The organism is Trinickia mobilis, from assembly GCF_017315705.1.
Classification (GTDB): domain Bacteria; phylum Pseudomonadota; class Gammaproteobacteria; order Burkholderiales; family Burkholderiaceae; genus Trinickia_A; species Trinickia_A mobilis.
In genome coordinates this window covers 137,173-153,337 of the sequence record NZ_JAFLRF010000005.1, presented here as the reverse complement: position 1 = coordinate 153,337, position 16,165 = coordinate 137,173, and the positions used below count along the sequence as shown (strand labels likewise).

14 protein-coding genes are annotated in these 16,165 nt (G+C 65.2%); 8 read left to right on the top strand and 6 right to left on the bottom strand.

The window, feature by feature from the left end; all coding sequences use genetic code 11:
* Positions 1-22: 22 nt before the first annotated feature.
* A complete protein-coding gene (locus tag J3489_RS09145) occupies positions 23-676 on the top strand; it encodes a gamma-glutamylcyclotransferase (protein WP_206997401.1) in 654 nt (217 codons plus the stop codon).
* A 29-nt stretch (positions 677-705) separates the two neighbouring features.
* Here J3489_RS09145 and J3489_RS09140 read toward each other — a convergent pair whose 3' ends face one another.
* The gene (locus J3489_RS09140) at positions 706-1,302 is read right to left on the bottom strand and encodes a DUF4337 domain-containing protein (RefSeq protein WP_206997400.1); all 597 of its coding nucleotides are present in this window, start codon (positions 1,300-1,302) and stop codon (positions 706-708) included.
* Between the two features lie 235 nt (positions 1,303-1,537).
* Here J3489_RS09140 and J3489_RS09135 point away from each other — a divergent pair, with 235 nt between their 5' ends.
* The 7 genes from J3489_RS09135 (at position 1,538) to J3489_RS09105 (ending at position 9,919) form a co-directional block, all read left to right on the top strand.
* Positions 1,538-2,431: a CorC family transporter gene (locus tag J3489_RS09135; RefSeq protein WP_206997399.1), complete on the top strand. Its 894-nt coding sequence runs from the start codon at positions 1,538-1,540 to the stop codon at positions 2,429-2,431.
* A 112-nt stretch (positions 2,432-2,543) separates the two neighbouring features.
* Positions 2,544-4,289: an apolipoprotein N-acyltransferase gene (gene lnt / locus J3489_RS09130; protein ID WP_206997398.1), complete on the top strand. Its 1,746-nt coding sequence runs from the start codon at positions 2,544-2,546 to the stop codon at positions 4,287-4,289.
* 163 nt (positions 4,290-4,452) lie between these two features.
* Positions 4,453-5,460 (top strand): glycine--tRNA ligase subunit alpha, encoded by a 1,008-nt coding sequence (gene glyQ / locus J3489_RS09125; RefSeq protein ID WP_206997397.1) that lies wholly within the window; start codon positions 4,453-4,455, stop codon positions 5,458-5,460.
* Positions 5,461-5,476: 16 nt separating this feature from the next.
* Positions 5,477-7,621, top strand: coding sequence for a glycine--tRNA ligase subunit beta (gene glyS / locus J3489_RS09120; RefSeq protein WP_206997396.1), 2,145 nt, complete (start codon positions 5,477-5,479; stop codon positions 7,619-7,621).
* Positions 7,622-7,631: 10 nt separating this feature from the next.
* A complete protein-coding gene (gmhB, locus tag J3489_RS09115) occupies positions 7,632-8,195 on the top strand; it encodes a D-glycero-beta-D-manno-heptose 1,7-bisphosphate 7-phosphatase (protein ID WP_206997395.1) in 564 nt (187 codons plus the stop codon).
* Positions 8,196-8,248: 53 nt separating this feature from the next.
* Complete coding sequence (locus J3489_RS09110; protein WP_206997394.1) at positions 8,249-9,007, top strand: lysophospholipid acyltransferase family protein; 759 nt, start codon at positions 8,249-8,251, stop codon at positions 9,005-9,007.
* Between the two features lie 45 nt (positions 9,008-9,052).
* Complete coding sequence (locus tag J3489_RS09105; RefSeq protein WP_206997393.1) at positions 9,053-9,919, top strand: M48 family metallopeptidase; 867 nt, start codon at positions 9,053-9,055, stop codon at positions 9,917-9,919.
* Positions 9,920-9,932: 13 nt separating this feature from the next.
* On the opposite strand, the gene gloA is transcribed toward J3489_RS09105, so the two are convergent.
* The 5 genes from gloA to J3489_RS09080 all read right to left on the bottom strand — a co-directional run bounded on the left by gloA (position 9,933) and on the right by J3489_RS09080 (position 16,108).
* Positions 9,933-10,319, bottom strand: a complete 387-nt coding sequence (gene gloA, locus J3489_RS09100) for a lactoylglutathione lyase (protein ID WP_206997392.1) — start codon at positions 10,317-10,319, stop codon at positions 9,933-9,935.
* A 102-nt stretch (positions 10,320-10,421) separates the two neighbouring features.
* On the bottom strand, positions 10,422-11,252 hold the full coding sequence (gene rsmA, locus J3489_RS09095; RefSeq protein WP_206997391.1) for a 16S rRNA (adenine(1518)-N(6)/adenine(1519)-N(6))-dimethyltransferase RsmA: 831 nt from the start codon (positions 11,250-11,252) through the stop codon (positions 10,422-10,424).
* Positions 11,253-11,284: 32 nt separating this feature from the next.
* Positions 11,285-12,283, bottom strand: coding sequence for a 4-hydroxythreonine-4-phosphate dehydrogenase PdxA (pdxA, locus tag J3489_RS09090; protein ID WP_206997390.1), 999 nt, complete (start codon positions 12,281-12,283; stop codon positions 11,285-11,287).
* Between the two features lie 4 nt (positions 12,284-12,287).
* Positions 12,288-13,670 carry a peptidylprolyl isomerase gene (locus J3489_RS09085; RefSeq protein ID WP_206997583.1) on the bottom strand — a complete coding sequence of 461 codons (1,383 nt, stop codon included), beginning with the start codon at positions 13,668-13,670 and terminating at the stop codon, positions 12,288-12,290.
* A 56-nt stretch (positions 13,671-13,726) separates the two neighbouring features.
* Positions 13,727-16,108: an LPS-assembly protein LptD gene (locus J3489_RS09080; RefSeq protein ID WP_206997389.1), complete on the bottom strand. Its 2,382-nt coding sequence runs from the start codon at positions 16,106-16,108 to the stop codon at positions 13,727-13,729.
* Positions 16,109-16,165 lie beyond the last annotated feature (57 nt).

The following is a 16,165-nucleotide window of genomic DNA, read 5'->3' as shown; positions in this document are numbered from 1 at the left end:
GCTCGCCGACCGCCCGCCTCCCGTGACCGACTCGCACCTCGACTCCGACCTCCCCGCTGCCACATGCCCCGGCTACCCGCCGAGGCTCGGCGTCGCACGCTATCTGACGGACGAGCAAATGGCGGCATCGCTTGCCGATACGCTGCAAGGCTGGGACGGATCAAGCGACCTCTGGCTCTTCGGCTACGGCTCCTTGATCTGGAATCCGGGGCTGCCGACCGTCGAAGCCGTGCGTGCCCGCGTGCACGGCTATCACCGCGGCCTATACCTGTGGTCGCGCGTCAATCGCGGCACGCCCGAGCAGCCCGGCCTGGTGCTCGCGCTCGATCGCGGCGGCTCGTGCAGCGGCATCGCGTTCCGCCTCGCGGGCGCGACCGCGAGGCCCCATCTCGAAGCGCTCTGGCGGCGCGAAATGGCAATGGGCTCGTATCGCCCGTCGTGGCTGCCATGCGCGCTCGCCCACGGGCAGCGCGTATTGGCGCTGTCGTTCGTGATGCGGCGCGACGTGCCTACCTATACCGGCAAGCTGCCGGACGGGGTCGTCAAGACGGTGCTGCGCTGCGCGCGCGGCCGCTACGGCACGACGCTCGACTACGTGAGCCGTACCGTCGAGGCGCTGCGCGAAAGCGGCATGCCGGACCGCGCGCTCGAGGCGCTGCTCGAGCGCTGCCTGTAACTCGCGCGGGTGCGAACGCGGAAATTCAGTCAGAGGCCCAGGTACGCGGCAACGCCCACCAGGACGCCGAAACCGGCCACGCCATAAGCCGCTATTTGCAGCCACCGCCGCCGCGTGAGCAGGGTGATCGCGGCCAGCGAGATCGCGATCTGCGTGAGGGTGGTCGCCTGCGCCCAGCGGTGATGGCGATGCAGTTGCTCCTCGCTCATCTTGTCCGCCTCTTCGACCGATTTTTCCAGCGCCTGCGCCTTGGCGAAAATCGCTTGCTTCTGCTGCACGTACTTGTCCACGTCGGCAGCGAACTTCGCATGCGCTTTCGGATCGCTTTCGGTGAGCGACGCCCCGAGCTCCGCGAGATTCTCCTTCTCGCCCTTCGCCTGGTAGTAGCTCCACTGATTCGCCGCCTCGGTCTTGCGAATCGCCGCTTCGTTCTTGTGAAAGAGCGCAAGCCCCTCGCTGGAGCCGCCCTGATAGGAAAAAATTGCACCGATCGTTGCAAGCATCGCGGTCATCACCGCGATGCGGCCCGCGAACGGATCCGGCGCGCCGTGCGTTTCGTGCCCCCCGTGTCCGGGGTGTTCGAGTGCCTCGTCGTGCGGGCCACGCACTTCAAAATCGTCGGACATACCTTCTTCCCGCAGATAAGTTAGGATGGAAGCTTAAGCGCCATTGTGCAGTCGCTCTGCCGCGGGACTTTATCAGGATCCGTTGCGGATTGGCAGCCGTTGCGGCCCCTTGGCAGTGACCTCAGCGGTCACCTGCCGTCCACCCTATGAGGCCTCGCCGACACGGACGCGCAATACGCCTGGTGTATCCTTAACTCCCTGCAACAACGCGCCCGGCGCCGCCGCGCGCATCACCATGAACGACTCCTATCCCAGTCGACGACATCCCGACAAACCGCAAGAAAAACGCTCGCTGCTCGAACGCCTGACCGACTTCATCTCGCCCGAGCCCGATTCGCGGGCCGAGCTGCTCGAAATCCTTCAAGACGCGCACGAACGCAATCTGATCGACGCCGATTCGCTGTCGATGATCGAGGGCGTGTTCCAGGTCTCCGACCTCTGCGCACGGGACATCATGATTCCGCGCGCGCAGATGGATGCGATCAACATCGAGCAAAGCCCCGACGAATTCATTCCGTTCGTGCTCGATAAAGCGCACTCGCGCTACCCCGTGTACGAAGGCAACCGCGACAACGTGATCGGAGTGCTGCTCGCGAAAGACCTCCTGCGCTACTACGCGGAAGAAGAGTTCGACGTGCGCGGCATGCTGCGCCCCGCGGTGTTCATCCCCGAGTCGAAGCGCCTGAACGTGCTGCTGCACGACTTCCGCGTGAACCGCAATCACATTGCGATCGTCGTCGACGAATACGGCGGCGTTGCGGGCCTGATCACGATCGAAGACGTGCTCGAGCAGATCGTCGGCGACATCGAGGACGAATACGATTTCGACGAGGAAAGCGGCAACATCATCGCGTCGCCGGACGGCCGCTATCGCGTGCGTGCGCTCACCGAGATCGAACAATTCAATGAAACATTCGGCACGCACTATTCGGACGAAGAGGTCGATACGATCGGCGGGCTCGTCACTCATCACTTCGGGCGCGTTCCGCACCGGGGCGAAAAAGTCCGCCTCGACGATTTGATCTTCGAAATCCTGCGCGGCGACGCGCGCCAGATCCACATGCTGCTGGTGCGGCGCGACCCGCTCGCCGGCCAGCGCGAGCGCGAAGCGCAGCACGTGGAGACGTAAGCGCGTTATCCCCGGTTTTGTTATTGTTTGTCCCGGCGCCCCGCTCCTCGCTTTCGAGCGGCGCCGAAATCCGTTGATCCAAGCTTGCCGCTTCCAGCCTAGCCGCAAACCCATGGCCGAACCGATCTCCTCCCGTCTGCGCCGCGGCGTGACGCCTGCCGCAGCAGACTCGAGCGTCCGCGCACTGCCGCTGTGGCATTACCTCGCCGCGCTCGTTGCGGGCGCCGCCAATACGCTGTCGTTTGCGCCGACGCCGCACGGCGGCTGGCTCGAAATCGCCATCTTCGTGTTCCTGTACGCGTGGCTCACGCGCACGGCCGGCTGGAAAAGCGCCGCGCTGACGGGCGGCGCGTTCGGCTTCGGCAACTTCGTCACGGGCGTCTGGTGGCTCTACGTGAGCATGCACGACTACGGCGGCATGGCTGCGCCGCTCGCGGGTGCGGCGCTCGCGCTGTTTTCGCTGTATCTCGCGCTCTATCCGGCGTTTGCAGCAGCGCTGTGGTCCTTCTGCGCGGGCCATGCGCGAAACGGCAAGGCGTCCGATCTGCCGCTCTCGCCGACGTGGCACGGCGCGTTCGCGTTCGCGAGCGCATGGGCGCTCGGCGAATGGCTGCGCGGCACCGTGTTTACCGGGTTTCCGTGGCTCGCGAGCGGTTATGCGCAAGTCGACGGGCCGCTGGCGGGTTTTGGGCCCGTGGTGGGCGTCTATGGGGTCGGCTGGGTGCTCGCGCTGGTTGCCGCGCTCATCGTGCAAGCGATCGTGCAATTGCGCGCCGGCCGGCTCGCGGCGGCGTCCGCGCAATCGTCACGGACCCTGGCGCCCAGTCGCATTCGTCCGGCACGCGCAGCCCTGCCCGCCATCGTCGCGGTTGCGGTCACTGGGAGCGGCCTGCTGCTGTCGCAAGTCAACTGGACCTCGCCGGTCAACGCGCCGCTCACCGTCCGGCTCCTGCAAGGCAACGTGAAGCAGGAGATGAAATTCGATCCGGTCGGCATCACGTCCGCGATCGCGATGTACCAGCAAATGATCACCGCGAAGCCCGCCGATCTCATCGTCACGCCCGAGACGGCGATCCCGGTGCTCGTCCAGCAGGTGCCGGAAGAATTCACCCGTGCAGTACGTCGATTCTCCGACACGACCGGCACGTCGATCCTGTTCGGCGCGATCGGCGGCACGATTACGCCCGAGGGCCAAGTCGTCGATTACACGAACAGCGTCTTCGGCATCACGCCCAACTCGCGCGATCTGTCCCGCTACGACAAGCACCACCTCGTGCCGTTCGGCGAGTTCGTGCCGTGGGGCTTCCGCTGGTTCGTCAATCTGATGAGCATCCCGCTCGGCGACTTCGCGCGCGGCGCACCGGTGCAAAAGCCGTTCACGGTCCACGACCTGCTGGTCGACATCGATATCTGCTACGAGGACATTTTCGGAGAGGAGATCGCCCGGTCGCTGCGCGACAACGCGGTGCCGGCAAGCGTGCTCGTCAACGCGACGAACCTCGGGTGGTTCGGCAACACGATCGCGCTCGACCAGCACCTGCAGATCGCGCGGATGCGCTCGATCGAAACCGGCCGCCCGATGCTGCGCGCGACCAACACGGGCACAACCGCCGCCATCGACGCGCGCGGCAAGGTGATCGGCCGGCTGCCCGTGTTCACGGTCGGCTCGCTCGACGTGACGGTCCAGGGCACCACAGGCAATACGCCATACGTGACGAGCGGCAACAACACGGTGCTCGCGGTGTCGCTGATCCTGCTCGCGCTCGGCTTCGCGTTCTCGTCAGGGCGCGCGATCGGCAAGCGCGGCGAAAGCGGCAAGCGCAATAACCACAATAGCCACGACGACGCGCAAAGCTAACCCAGGGATCACGCCGGCAAAAATCGCAAGCGCGCACCAATCCGGTAAAATCGATCGTTTCGGCACCGGGCGGCGCAACCCTGCGCTCAAGCCGCCAAGCCTCGCGCCCAAGCGCCTGGCCCGGCGGCCGCCCCTCATGCAGTCTCCTGCCTGAAGGCACTACATGCTCACGTTTCAGCAAATCATCCTGACGCTGCAATCCTATTGGGACAAACAGGGTTGCGCGCTGCTCCAGCCGATCGACATGGAAGTCGGCGCCGGCACGTCGCACGTGCACACGTTCCTGCGCGCCGTCGGCCCGGAACCGTGGCGCGCCGCCTATGTGCAGCCGTCGCGCCGTCCGAAGGACGGACGCTACGGCGACAACCCGAACCGACTGCAGCACTACTACCAATACCAGGTGGTGCTCAAGCCCGCGCCCGAAAACATCCTCGACCTGTACCTCGGCTCGCTCGAAGCACTCGGCTTCGATCTGAAGCAAAACGACGTGCGCTTCGTCGAGGACGATTGGGAAAACCCGACGCTCGGCGCCTGGGGCCTCGGCTGGGAAGTCTGGCTGAACGGCATGGAGGTGACGCAGTTCACGTACTTCCAGCAAGTCGGCGGCCTCGACTGCAAGCCGGTGCTCGGCGAAATCACGTACGGTCTCGAGCGCCTCGCGATGTATCTGCAGAAGGTCGAAAACGTCTACGACCTCGTGTGGACCGAGTGGGAAGAAGCCGGCCCGAACGGCAACGAGCTGCGCCGCCTCACCTACGGCGACGTCTACCACCAGAACGAAGTCGAGCAATCGACCTACAACTTCGAATACGCGAACGTCGAGCTGCTGTTCTCGCAGTTCGCGAGCTACGAAGCGGAAGCGAAGCGGATGATCGAATCGTCGCTGGCGCTGCCCGCCTATGAGCTCGTGCTGAAGGCCGCGCACACGTTCAACCTGCTCGACGCGCGCGGCGCGATCTCGGTGACCGAGCGTGCGGCGTATATCGGCCGCATCCGCGCGCTGTCGCGCCTCGTCGCGCAGGCCTACTACGATTCGCGCGAACAGCTCGGCTTCCCGATGCTCGGCAACCCCGTGCACGGCGTGCCCGGCCTCACCACCGACGCACAGGACGCCGCGATGCCCGCATGGGCGCCGCCGCTCAAAGTCGAGCGCAAGATCGACCAGGACTGACAAGACCACCAAAGAAATGACTCAAGCCCATCAAGCCACCCTGCTCGTCGAACTGCTGACCGAGGAGTTGCCCCCGAAGGCGCTCGCGCGCCTTGGCGATGCGTTTGCCGCCGGCCTCGTCGAGCGGCTCGCCGCGCGCGACCTGATCGACGGCGAGCCGTCATTCGAGAGCTTCGCGACGCCGCGCCGCCTCGGCGTCGTCATCAAGAACGTGCGCGAAGTCGCGCCGGAAAAACAAGTGCGCGAAAAAGTGCTGCCGGTGTCGGTCGCACTCGATGCGAACGGCCAGCCCACCGCACCGCTCGCGAAAAAGCTTGCGGCGCTCGGCTTTCCCGATGTCGCGGTGAGCGATCTCGAGCGCGCGTCGGACGGCAAGGCGGAAGCGTTCTTCCTGCGCTACGCGGCGCCGGGCGCGACGCTCGCCGACGGCCTGCAGGCCGCGCTCGACGAAGCGACCTCGATCAACAAGCTGCCGATTCCGAAGGTCATGACGTATCAGCGCCCGGACGGCGCGAACGTGCAGTTCGTGCGTCCGGTGCAGCGCCTCACGGTGCTGCATGGCGAAACCGCGGTGGCCGTCACCGCGTTCGGCATCGATGCCGGCGATACCACGCTCGGCCACCGCTTCCTCTCCGATGGCCTCGTCGCGATCCTGCACGCGGACCACTACGCCGCGACGCTGCGCACGAAGGGCCGCGTGATCGCCAATTTCGCCGAGCGCAAGCAGACGATCCGCGAGCAACTGCTCGCGCTGGCGGACGGCGATGAAGTCGTGATGCCCGATGCGCTGCTCGACGAAGTGACGTCGCTCGTCGAATGGCCGGTCGTGTACGCGTGCCGTTTCGAGGACGAATTCCTGCAAGTGCCGCAGGAGTGCCTGATCCTCACGATGCAGACCAACCAGAAATATTTCGCGCTCACCGACAACGCCGGCAAGCTGCGCTCGCGCTTTTTGATCGTCTCGAACATCGAGACCGCGACACCCGGCGACATCGTCGAAGGCAACGAACGCGTTGTGCGCCCGCGTTTGGCCGATGCGAAATTCTTCTTCGAGCAGGACAAGAAGAAGCCGCTCGCCGCGCGCGTGCCGCTGTTGGCAAACGTCGTCTATCACAACAAGCTCGGCTCGCAATTGCAGCGCGTCGAACGCGTCGAAACGCTGGCGCGTGAAATCGCCCCGCTCGCGGGCGCCGATGCGGCGCTCGCAGCGCGTGCCGCACACCTGGCGAAGGCCGACTTGCTGACCGACATGGTCGGCGAGTTCCCCGAGCTGCAAGGCACGATGGGCACGTACTACGCGCGCCACGACGGCGAGCACGAAGAAGTCGCGCTGGCCTGCGCCGAGCACTACCAGCCGCGCTTCTCGGGCGATGCGCTGCCGTCGACGCCGACCGGCACCGCCGCCGCGCTCGCCGACAAGCTCGAAACGCTCGTCGGCATCTGGGGCATCGGCCTGCAGCCGACCGGCGAAAAAGATCCGTTCGCGCTGCGCCGCCATGCGCTCGGCGTGCTGCGCATTCTCGTCGAAAAGCAATTGCCGATCGACATCGTCTCGCTGCTCCGCGTTGCCTACGCGCGCTTCGCGGGCGAGCCGCAAGTCGCCGATCCGGTCGACGCGCTCTACGCGTTCTTCATGGACCGCCTGCGCGGCCTCTTGCGCGAGCGCGGCTATGCGGCCGGCGAAATAGACGCGGTGCTGAGCCTGAACCCGTCGCGCCTCGACGACGTCGTTGCGCGCCTCGACGCCGTCCGCGAATTCGCGGCGTTGCCTGAAGCGAGCGCGCTCGCTGCGGCAAACAAGCGGATTTCGAATATCCTGAAGAAGTCGGAAGCGGAGACGGTTCTGGCCGGTTTGGGCGCAGCGGTACACGGCAAGTCCAACCGCGCGGTGCAGCCCGCCCTCCTCGTCGAAGAAGCGGAAAAGGCTTTGAACGCCCAGCTCGACCAAGTCACGCCCAACGTCCAGACGCAACTCGCGCAGCGCGACTACACGCGTGCGCTGTCCGCACTGGCTGCGCTGCGCGATCCGGTCGACACGTTCTTCAACGACGTGATGGTCAACGCCGAAGACCCGGCGTTGCGCGCGAACCGTCTGGCCTTGCTCGGCGCGTTGCATTCGCAGATGAACTGCGTCGCCGACATCTCCAAACTCGCGGCCTAAACGCAAACCCATGCCTATGAGCGCAAGCAAGAAGCTGGTGATTCTCGATCGCGACGGCGTGATCAACGTCGATTCGGACGCGTTCATCAAATCGCCGGATGAATGGGTCGCGATTCCCGGCAGCCTCGAAGCGATTGCCCGATTGAATCAGCACGGCTACCGTGTGGCCGTCGCGACGAACCAGTCGGGCATCGGGCGCGGCCTCTTCGACATGGCCGCGCTCAACGCGATGCACGTGAAGATGCAGAAGACCGTCGCGGCGGCGGGCGGACGCATCGACGCAGTGTTCTTCTGCCCGCACACCGCCGACGACAACTGCGAGTGCAGGAAGCCGAAGCCCGGCATGCTGAAGATGATCGCCGAGCGCTACGAGATCGAGCCGGAAGCGACGCCGGTCGTCGGCGATTCGCTGCGCGATTTGCAAGCGGGCGCGGCGCTCGGTTTCCCGACGCATCTGGTGCTGACCGGCAAGGGCAAGAAGACGCTCGCGGCCGGCGGTCTGCCGGAAGGCACGAAGGTCCACAACGACCTGAAGGCCTTTGCGCTCGATTTCCTCTCCGAAGAACACGAGTGACACGGACAAGCGCTTCTTTCACACTGACTCGTCATACCGATATCGTCATACCGATGCGCTTTCTCCGCTCACTGCTGCTGTCCATCTATTTCATCGTATTCACCGTACCGTACGCGATCGCATGCTTCATCGCGTTCCCGTTCATGCATGCCGACAAGCGCTACTGGATGGCCGTCGGCTGGTGCCGCACGACGCTCGCGGTGGCGCGATATCTCAACGGCATCCGTTACCGGATCGAAGGACTCGAGAATCTGCCCGACGGTCCCGCCGTGATCCTTTCCAAGCATCAATCGGCGTGGGAGACGCTTGCGTTTCCGGCCCTGATGCCGCGGCCGCTGTGCTACGTCTTCAAGCGCGAGCTGCTTTACGTGCCGTTCTTCGGCTGGGCGCTCGGCATGTTGAAGATGGTTCACATCAACCGCAAGGAAGGCAAGAACGCGTTTGTGTCCGTGATCAAGCAGGGGCGCCAGCGCATGGAAGAAGGCGCGTGGGTCATCATGTTCCCCGAGGGCACGCGCATTCCGGTCGGCAAGCAAGGCAAGTACAAGACGGGCGGCCCGCGTTTTGCCATCGAAGCGGGCGCGCCGGTCGTGCCGATTGCGCACAACGCAGGACACGTGTGGCCCCGCAACTCGTTCATCAAATATCCGGGTATAGTCACGGTGTCGATCGGCAAGCCGATCGAGACAACGGGGCTCACGCCCGACGAAGTCAACACGCGCGTCGAAACGTGGATCGAAGCGGAAATGCGCCGTATCGATCCTGCCGCCTACCGTGACACGGCCAAGACGGCCGCCACCGCCCGGATCTGACGCGCCCGCGCCGCTCGCGGCGCGCTTTAGCGCGAAGCAAAATCGATGCACAAGCCCTCCACGCCACGGCCCGCCGCGGCGCTCGACAGCCGGCAACTCGACCTTCCGCTCTTCGGGGAGCCGGCCGGCAACTCGCCCTCCTCACCAACGAAATCACCCTCGCCGTCTGCGCCGCCCGCGCCGGACGGATCGCGACTGCGGCGCCTCACGATCAATGGCCGCACGCTCGACTATCGGCTCAAACGCTCGTCGCGCCGCACGATCGGTTTCTCGATCGACGGCGACGGCCTGTCGATCACCGCGCCGCGCTGGGTGACGCTCGCCGATATCGAAGTTGCGATCGTCGAAAAGGAACGCTGGATCTTTGCGAAGCTCGCCGAGTGGCGAACGCGTGTCGAGCAGCGCGCGCTGCCGCGCATCGACTGGAAGGACGGCGCGCAGATTCCGTACTTGGGCAAGCCGGTAAGCCTCACGCTCGCGTCGCCGCATGGGGCGCTTGCGTTCGATGCCGAGCGCGCGTCGCTCGCGCTCGCGCTGCCCGCGCATGCGGCGGAGCAGCAGATCAAAGACCGCGTGCAAGGCTGGCTGCAAAGCGAGGCAAAGCGCCTCTTCGGCGAGCGCCTCGCGATCTACGCGGATAAGCTCGGGGTGAACTTCAGGGCGTATGCGCTATCGTCGGCGGCGACGCGCTGGGGCAGTTGTTCGAGCGACGGGAAGATCCGGCTCAATTGGCGGCTGATTCATTTTCCGCTGTCGATCATCGATTACGTCGTCGCGCACGAGCTCGCGCACTTGCGCGAGATGAACCATAGCCCGCGTTTCTGGGAGACGGTCGAGTCGATCTTCCCTGAATTCCGCGAAGCACGGCATACGCTCAAGCATCATCCGCCGGAGCTGCTGCCCGCGCTTTAGCGTTTGAGTTCGCTCAGTGCTTCTTCTGAATGAACTCGATCTTGTAGCCGTCGGGATCGGTGATGAAGGCGATCACCGTCGTGCCGTGCTTCATCGGCCCCGCTTCGCGCACGACCGTTCCCCCTTGTGCCTTGATCTTTTCGCAGGCCGCGTAGGCATCTTCCACCTCGATCGCGATATGGCCGAAGGCGGTGCCGATGTCGTAGGCGCTCGTGTCCCAGTTATGGGTCAGCTCCAGCACCGCGCCCTCGCTCTCCTCCGTGTAGCCGACGAACGCCAGCGTGAACTTGCCTTCCGGATAGTCGGTACGGTGCAGCAGTTTCATGCCGAGCAGTTCGGTGTAGAAAGCGATCGAGCGATCCATGTCGCCGACTCGCAGCATCGTGTGAAGCAAACGCATCTTGCACTCCGATTCGGTTCGTCGAAACAGCGAATGTATCAAGAAAGCCGCGGCGCCGCTTGCAGCGCCAACGGACAACCCGCGAACGGCATGACGGCGCGCCTACTTGGCGGGCGCTGCGCCCGCTGCCACCACCTGTGCGACGCGCACGTACTCGTCGACAGGCACGTCTTCGGCGCGCCGCGCGAGATCGAACCCGAGCGCGTCGAAATCGACCGTATCGCGGTAAGCAGCAAGCGTGTTGCGCAGCATCTTGCGCCGCTGCGAGAACGCCGCCGTCACGACTTCGCCGAGCACGGCCGAATCGACTGGCGCGAGTTCGTTCGGCGCGTAGGGAATCATCCGCACGATCGCCGAATCCACTTTCGGCGGCGGCTGGAACGCTTCGGGGGGGACGTCGATCAGCTTGTCGATCACGTAGCGATACTGGAGCATCACCGACAGCCGTCCGAACTCCTTGCTGCCCGGCTCGGCCACCATCCGCTCGACGACCTCGTTCTGCAGCATGAAATGCTGATCGATCACGACCGGCGCGAACGTCGTCAGATGGAACAACAGCGGGCTCGAAATGTTGTACGGCAGGTTGCCGACGATGCGCAGCGTCGGCGTGTCGCCGGGCGCCGCGAGCGAGCCGAAGTCGAACGCGAGCGCATCGCCCGCGTGCAGCTCGAGCAGATCGCCGAATTTCTTCTTGAGACGCGTGATCAGGTCGCGGTCCAACTCCACCGCATGCAGCGGCGCTTCCGGCGTCGCGAGCCGCTCGATCAGCGGCTCGGTGAGCGCGCCCAGGCCCGGCCCGATCTCGACCATCCGCTCGCCGCGCTGCGGACGAATGACGTCGACGATCGAGTCGATCACGCCCAGGTCGACCAGGAAGTTCTGCCCGAACCGTTTGCGCGCGAAATGGCCTTGGTGCTGTCTGCTAGTGGACATCGAAATCGAAAAGAAGCGGAGTGAGGAGATACTCAGGCGCCGCGCCGGTTGCGCGCCATCGACACTGCCGCGTCGATCGCCGCGATCAGGCTGCCCGCATCGGCGCGCCCCGTGCCCGCGAGATCGAGCGCGGTGCCATGATCGACCGAGGTGCGGATGATCGGCAGCCCGAGCGTGATGTTGACGCCTTCGCCGAAGGTCGCGTACTTGAGCACCGGCAGACCTTGGTCGTGGAACATCGCGAGCACGCAGTCGGCACCTTCCAGATAGCGCGGCTGGAACAGCGTATCGGCGGGATAAGGGCCGCGTGCGTCGATGCCGCGTTCGGTGGCGAGCTTGAGCGCGGGGGAAATCACGTCGATTTCCTCGCGGCCCAGATAGCCGTTTTCGCCTGCATGCGGGTTTAGCCCGGTCACGAGGATGCGCGGCACCGGGAGGCCGAAGTCGCGTCGCAAGTCGTGGTCGATGATCGTGAGCGTTTCGAAGAGGCCGTCGATCGTCAGCGCCGCGGACACGTCTTTCAGCGGCAGATGCGTCGTCGCCAATGCCACGCGCAGCGGCCGCGCCCCGGTGCCCGCGAGCATCATCACGACGCGCTGCGTGCGCGTGCGCTCGGCGAGGTATTCCGTGTGGCCGGTGAACGGCACGCCGGCATCGTTGATCGTGCTCTTTTGCAGCGGCGCGGTCACGATCGCGTCGAAGATGCCGGCCGTGGCGCCGTCGATCGCATTGTCGAGCAGGCCGAGCACGTAGCGGCCGTTTGCGGCGTCGAGCTTGCCGGCCTGCGCGGCCATCGCGAGCGGCCGGTGCGCGACGCGCACGCGCGCGCCGCCGGTAAGATGCGCCCAATCGACACCGACCGCCTTCGCACGCTCCGCGAGCAGCCCGGCATCGCCGAACACGGTGAATTGCGCGTCGGGCCAATGCGCCGCCGCAGCCGCCAGCGCCTGGGCCGTCAGCTCAGGCCCGACCCCAGCGGGCTCGCCCGTCGTGATGGCGATTTGCAACGGCGTGCGGGAGGCGGCGCTCATCGAGTTATTGCTGCTGTTGCAGCGCGGCAAGGTCGCCCTTGTACTGCACGTACGCGGAATCGCGCAGCTCGCGCAGCCAGTCTGCGTAGGCCTGCTCGGCCTTGCGTTGGCCGATCGCCTGACGCGCGATGTCCATTTGCTGCGTCACCGACCCTTCCGCTTCGCGACGGTCGAGCACCTGGATCAGGTGATAGCCGTATTCGCTGCGCACCGGTTCGCTGATCTCGCCGTCCTTCAGGTTGTTCATCGCGCGTTCGAAGTCGGGCACGGTCTCGCCCGGGCTGATCCAGCCGAGATCGCCGCCTTGCGACGCCGAACCGTCCTGCGAGTAAGAGCGCGCGAACTTGGCGAAATCGCCGCCGGCTTCGATCTGCTGGCGGATATCGAGCAGCTTCTGGCGCGCTTCGGGCTCGGAAAGGCCATTGCCGACGCGCAGCAGAATGTGCCGCACGTGCGTCTGCACGAGCTTCGGCGCATCGGCCGCGTTGCTGCCCTGGCCTGCGCGGCGGTCGACCAGCTTCACGATTTCGAAGCCGTCGCCCGTGCGGATCAGATCGGGGTTCACCTGGCCGGGACGCAACTGCGCCGCGGCGCTGACGAAATCGGCCGGCAGTTTCGACTGCGGCACGAAGCCCATGTCGCCGCCCTTCTTCGCATCGTCGGCCTGGGAGCCGTCCTTCGCGAGCGATTCGAACTTCGCGCCGGACGCGGTGGCCTGCTGCAGGATCGCTTGAGCCTTCTTCTGCGCCGCGTCGACATCCGCTTGCGCCGCATTGGCCGGCACCTTGACCAGAATGTGGTCCAAGTGCAGATCGAGCTGCACTTTCGCAGCCGGCCCGCGCTGGCTTGCGATGTAGTTCGCGACTTCCGCATCCGAGACAGTGACCTTGCTGTCGACTTCCTTCTCGCGCAGCCGCGAGAGCGTCAGCTCGGTGCGCGCGTCGCGCGCGAACACCGACCAGGGCACCCCTTCCGCCTCCAGGCGCGCGCGGTACATGTCCAGCGACATGCTGTTCGCCTGCGCGAGACGCTGCAGCGTCGTCTGCACGTCGGCGTCGCTGACGTTGATGCCGTCTTCCTTCGCCTTCTCGAGCTGGATGCGCTCGAGCACCATCTGGTTCAGGACCTGGGCGCGCAGTTGGTCGAGCGGCGGCACCGGCGCGTTCTGCTGCTGCAGACGCCGCGTGATCAGACCGACCCGCTGATCCAGTTCGAGCTGCGTGATGACGTCGTTATTGACGATGGCAGCGACGGAATCCGCCGTCTGGCCGCTCGGCGAGCCCAATGCTTGAGCAGATGCGCTCGACACCGGCAAAAAAGTGACCGCAGCGGCAAGACCGAGACCGGCCGCGAGCGTTGCCAAACGAAGATTCTTCATGATTGCCACAGCTACTCCAATGATATCGGGCTCGTCCCGCCCGTTCGTTTGCATGTCGCTCATGCTCATTCATAGTCAGTGAACCGCGCCTGGGGCGGCGGCGGCGGCGGCAGCGGCGTGTACCCCGGCACCGCTGCGCGGAAGGACTGAACCAAGCCGTTGTCGACGTTGGACAAGCCCTTGAGCGTGAGCTGCATCAGGTATTTCGTTCCCTGAGTCGGGGTCCCCGCAGAACTCACGCCGTTCGCGTAACGCTGGACGCCGACACCCAGCACCCAGCAGTCCGCATCGTACTGCAACCCAACCAGGCTATCGACTAAGGAATGCCCGGCCAGGTCGTAGTTGATGCGCGCCACGCCGAAAAAGTGGTGCGTGAGCGGCCACTGCGCGGAAATCGTGAGCTGCCGGACCGGCGTGAAATCGAGCGTGGTATCCGCGCGCGTATAGCGGTACGCGAAATTGAGCACCTTGCCCGCTTCCGGGCTGAACGCGAAGCCAGCCACGGCCTGCCGGAGCTGGCTGTTCTCCGCATTATATTGGACGGCGGTTTCCGACGCGAAAGCGCTTCCGAGCTTGATCGACGCCCCCGCGATCAAGTCCGAGCGCGTCGCCTGCGTGGACGTCTCGCCCGGCAGCAGGGTGACGCGCTGATCCCGGAAATAGTATTCCTGCGCGAGGACGAAGCGCGCCCGCTCGTCGCCGCTCGCCGGATTGATGAAGCGAGTCGTGAGCGCCGCCGTGATGCGGTTGGCGTCGGCCACGCGGTCGCCGCCGACGAACGTATTCGGCGTGAAGATTTCGGCGAGCCCGAAGTCCGCTTCCGCGGTGTCGAAGAGCGGCGCGAAGTCCTGGTTGCGGTACGGCGTGTAGACGTAGTACAGACGCGGTTCGAGCGTCTGCGTGTAATCCTCGCCGAAGAGCCGCACCGAGCGTTCGAAGATCAGCCCCGAATCGAACGAGAACGTCGGGATCTGCTCGGTGAAGTTCCTCGGCTGCCCGGCAGGCGGCGCAGTGCCGGTCTGGCTCAGCCCGATCGTGCTGAGCTGGTACGACGCGAAGTGCCATTGCACCTTCGGCGTCACGAAGTAGCCGGGGCCGACGAGCGAGTACGACAGGTACGGATCGAAGGTGAAGCGATCGCCTTGGATCGTGTCCTGCGTCGTGATCGTGAAGCGCGTGTAGTCGGCCGCCGCGCCGAAGTCGAAGCCGCCGACGTTGTATTTCGCGTACTTGACGTTGAGCTCCGGCTCCCGCCCGTACGGCGCGATCGACGGATAGAGCGTCTGCCAGTCCTGCACCCGCGTCAGCACGGACCACGGGCCGTTGTTGTAGGTCAGCCCGGCTTCCTGCTGATACAGCAGCTGCGTCCCGTTGATGATCTGCGCCGTCGACGAGCCCAGATCCTCAGGGAAGGTGTTGTCCGAAACCCGGTTGTAGTAGATGTACCCGCCGAACCCGTTGCCGAAGTTCTGGTTGTGGTTGATCGAAATCGAGTAACGGTTCGTCTTCGTGATCGCGTCGTCGGGCAGGAAGATGCCCGTGATCGAGCCGGAGTACGTCGGCGACAGATAGCGGAACTGCGCATCCGTTTCCAGCCCGCGCTTCGAGATGATCGTCGGCGTCAGCGTCAGGTCACGGTTCGGCGCGATGTTGAAGTAGTAAGGGACCGAAAGTTCGAAGCCGTTGCTCCCGCCCGTCGACCAGGTGGGCGGCAACAGGCCGCTTCTGCGCGCATCGGAGAGCGGAAACGACAGCCATGGGCTCGCGAAGATCGGCACGCCCTGGAAAAACACCACGGCATTGTGCGCGACGCCTTCATCGGCACCGGTGTCGAACTCGAACTCACTGCCCTTGATGTACCACGCCGGGTTCGCGCACTGGCACGCCGTATAGGTGGCGCTCTGGAAAATCGAACGCTCGCTGTCGAGCAGTTGCACCTGCTTGGCGCTGCCCGAACCGCCCGTGATGTTGAAGTGGTACTTCGGCGTCGGCATGTAGCCCTGGTTCGAGTCCACCTTCAAATGCGCTTCCGGCCCGATGAACGACACGCCATTGTCGATGACACGCACCGTGCCGTAGGCGTCGGCCATGTCGGTGTCTTCGTCGTAGTGCAGCGCGTCCGCCTTGATCACCGACAGGTTGTGGCGAATCTCGGCCGAGCCCTTCGCGGCCATGTCCTGATCGCTGGTGCCGCTCGCCTGGTCGCCGAGCACGAAGGTGACGGGCTTGTCGCCCGGCGTAAGCGGATGCTCTTCGAGTTGTGGGGCGAGCCGCAGGCCCCACGGCGCGTCGATCTGTTGCGGCTGCGCTGCGGCGCCCGCGAGCTGGGCGCTCGATACCGACGGCAGCAGGCCCGGCACGGCGATCAACGCCGCGACGAGCCGCCTTTTGCGCGGCGACGCGTCGCTTGAGGGGTTCGTCGTTGGGAAAAGCTGTTTTGGCGGCATGTATCGTTTGGCGAATCGGCCCGGCAGCCAAGCATTGCACGGTCACACGAAGAACCG

Coding starts and splice junctions, on each gene's coding strand:
- gloA (WP_206997392.1), bottom strand. CDS start 10,319: ATGCGTTTGCTTCACACGATGCTGCGAGTCGGCGACATGGATCGCTCG.
- pdxA (WP_206997390.1), bottom strand. CDS start 12,283: ATGAGCGCCGCCTCCCGCACGCCGTTGCAAATCGCCATCACGACGGGC.
- J3489_RS09105 (WP_206997393.1), top strand. CDS start 9,053: ATGCACAAGCCCTCCACGCCACGGCCCGCCGCGGCGCTCGACAGCCGG.
- gmhB (WP_206997395.1), top strand. CDS start 7,632: ATGCCTATGAGCGCAAGCAAGAAGCTGGTGATTCTCGATCGCGACGGC.
- J3489_RS09135 (WP_206997399.1), top strand. CDS start 1,538: ATGAACGACTCCTATCCCAGTCGACGACATCCCGACAAACCGCAAGAA.
- J3489_RS09110 (WP_206997394.1), top strand. CDS start 8,249: ATGCGCTTTCTCCGCTCACTGCTGCTGTCCATCTATTTCATCGTATTC.
- lnt (WP_206997398.1), top strand. CDS start 2,544: ATGGCCGAACCGATCTCCTCCCGTCTGCGCCGCGGCGTGACGCCTGCC.
- J3489_RS09080 (WP_206997389.1), bottom strand. CDS start 16,108: ATGCCGCCAAAACAGCTTTTCCCAACGACGAACCCCTCAAGCGACGCG.
- glyQ (WP_206997397.1), top strand. CDS start 4,453: ATGCTCACGTTTCAGCAAATCATCCTGACGCTGCAATCCTATTGGGAC.
- J3489_RS09140 (WP_206997400.1), bottom strand. CDS start 1,302: ATGTCCGACGATTTTGAAGTGCGTGGCCCGCACGACGAGGCACTCGAA.
- rsmA (WP_206997391.1), bottom strand. CDS start 11,252: ATGTCCACTAGCAGACAGCACCAAGGCCATTTCGCGCGCAAACGGTTC.
- glyS (WP_206997396.1), top strand. CDS start 5,477: ATGACTCAAGCCCATCAAGCCACCCTGCTCGTCGAACTGCTGACCGAG.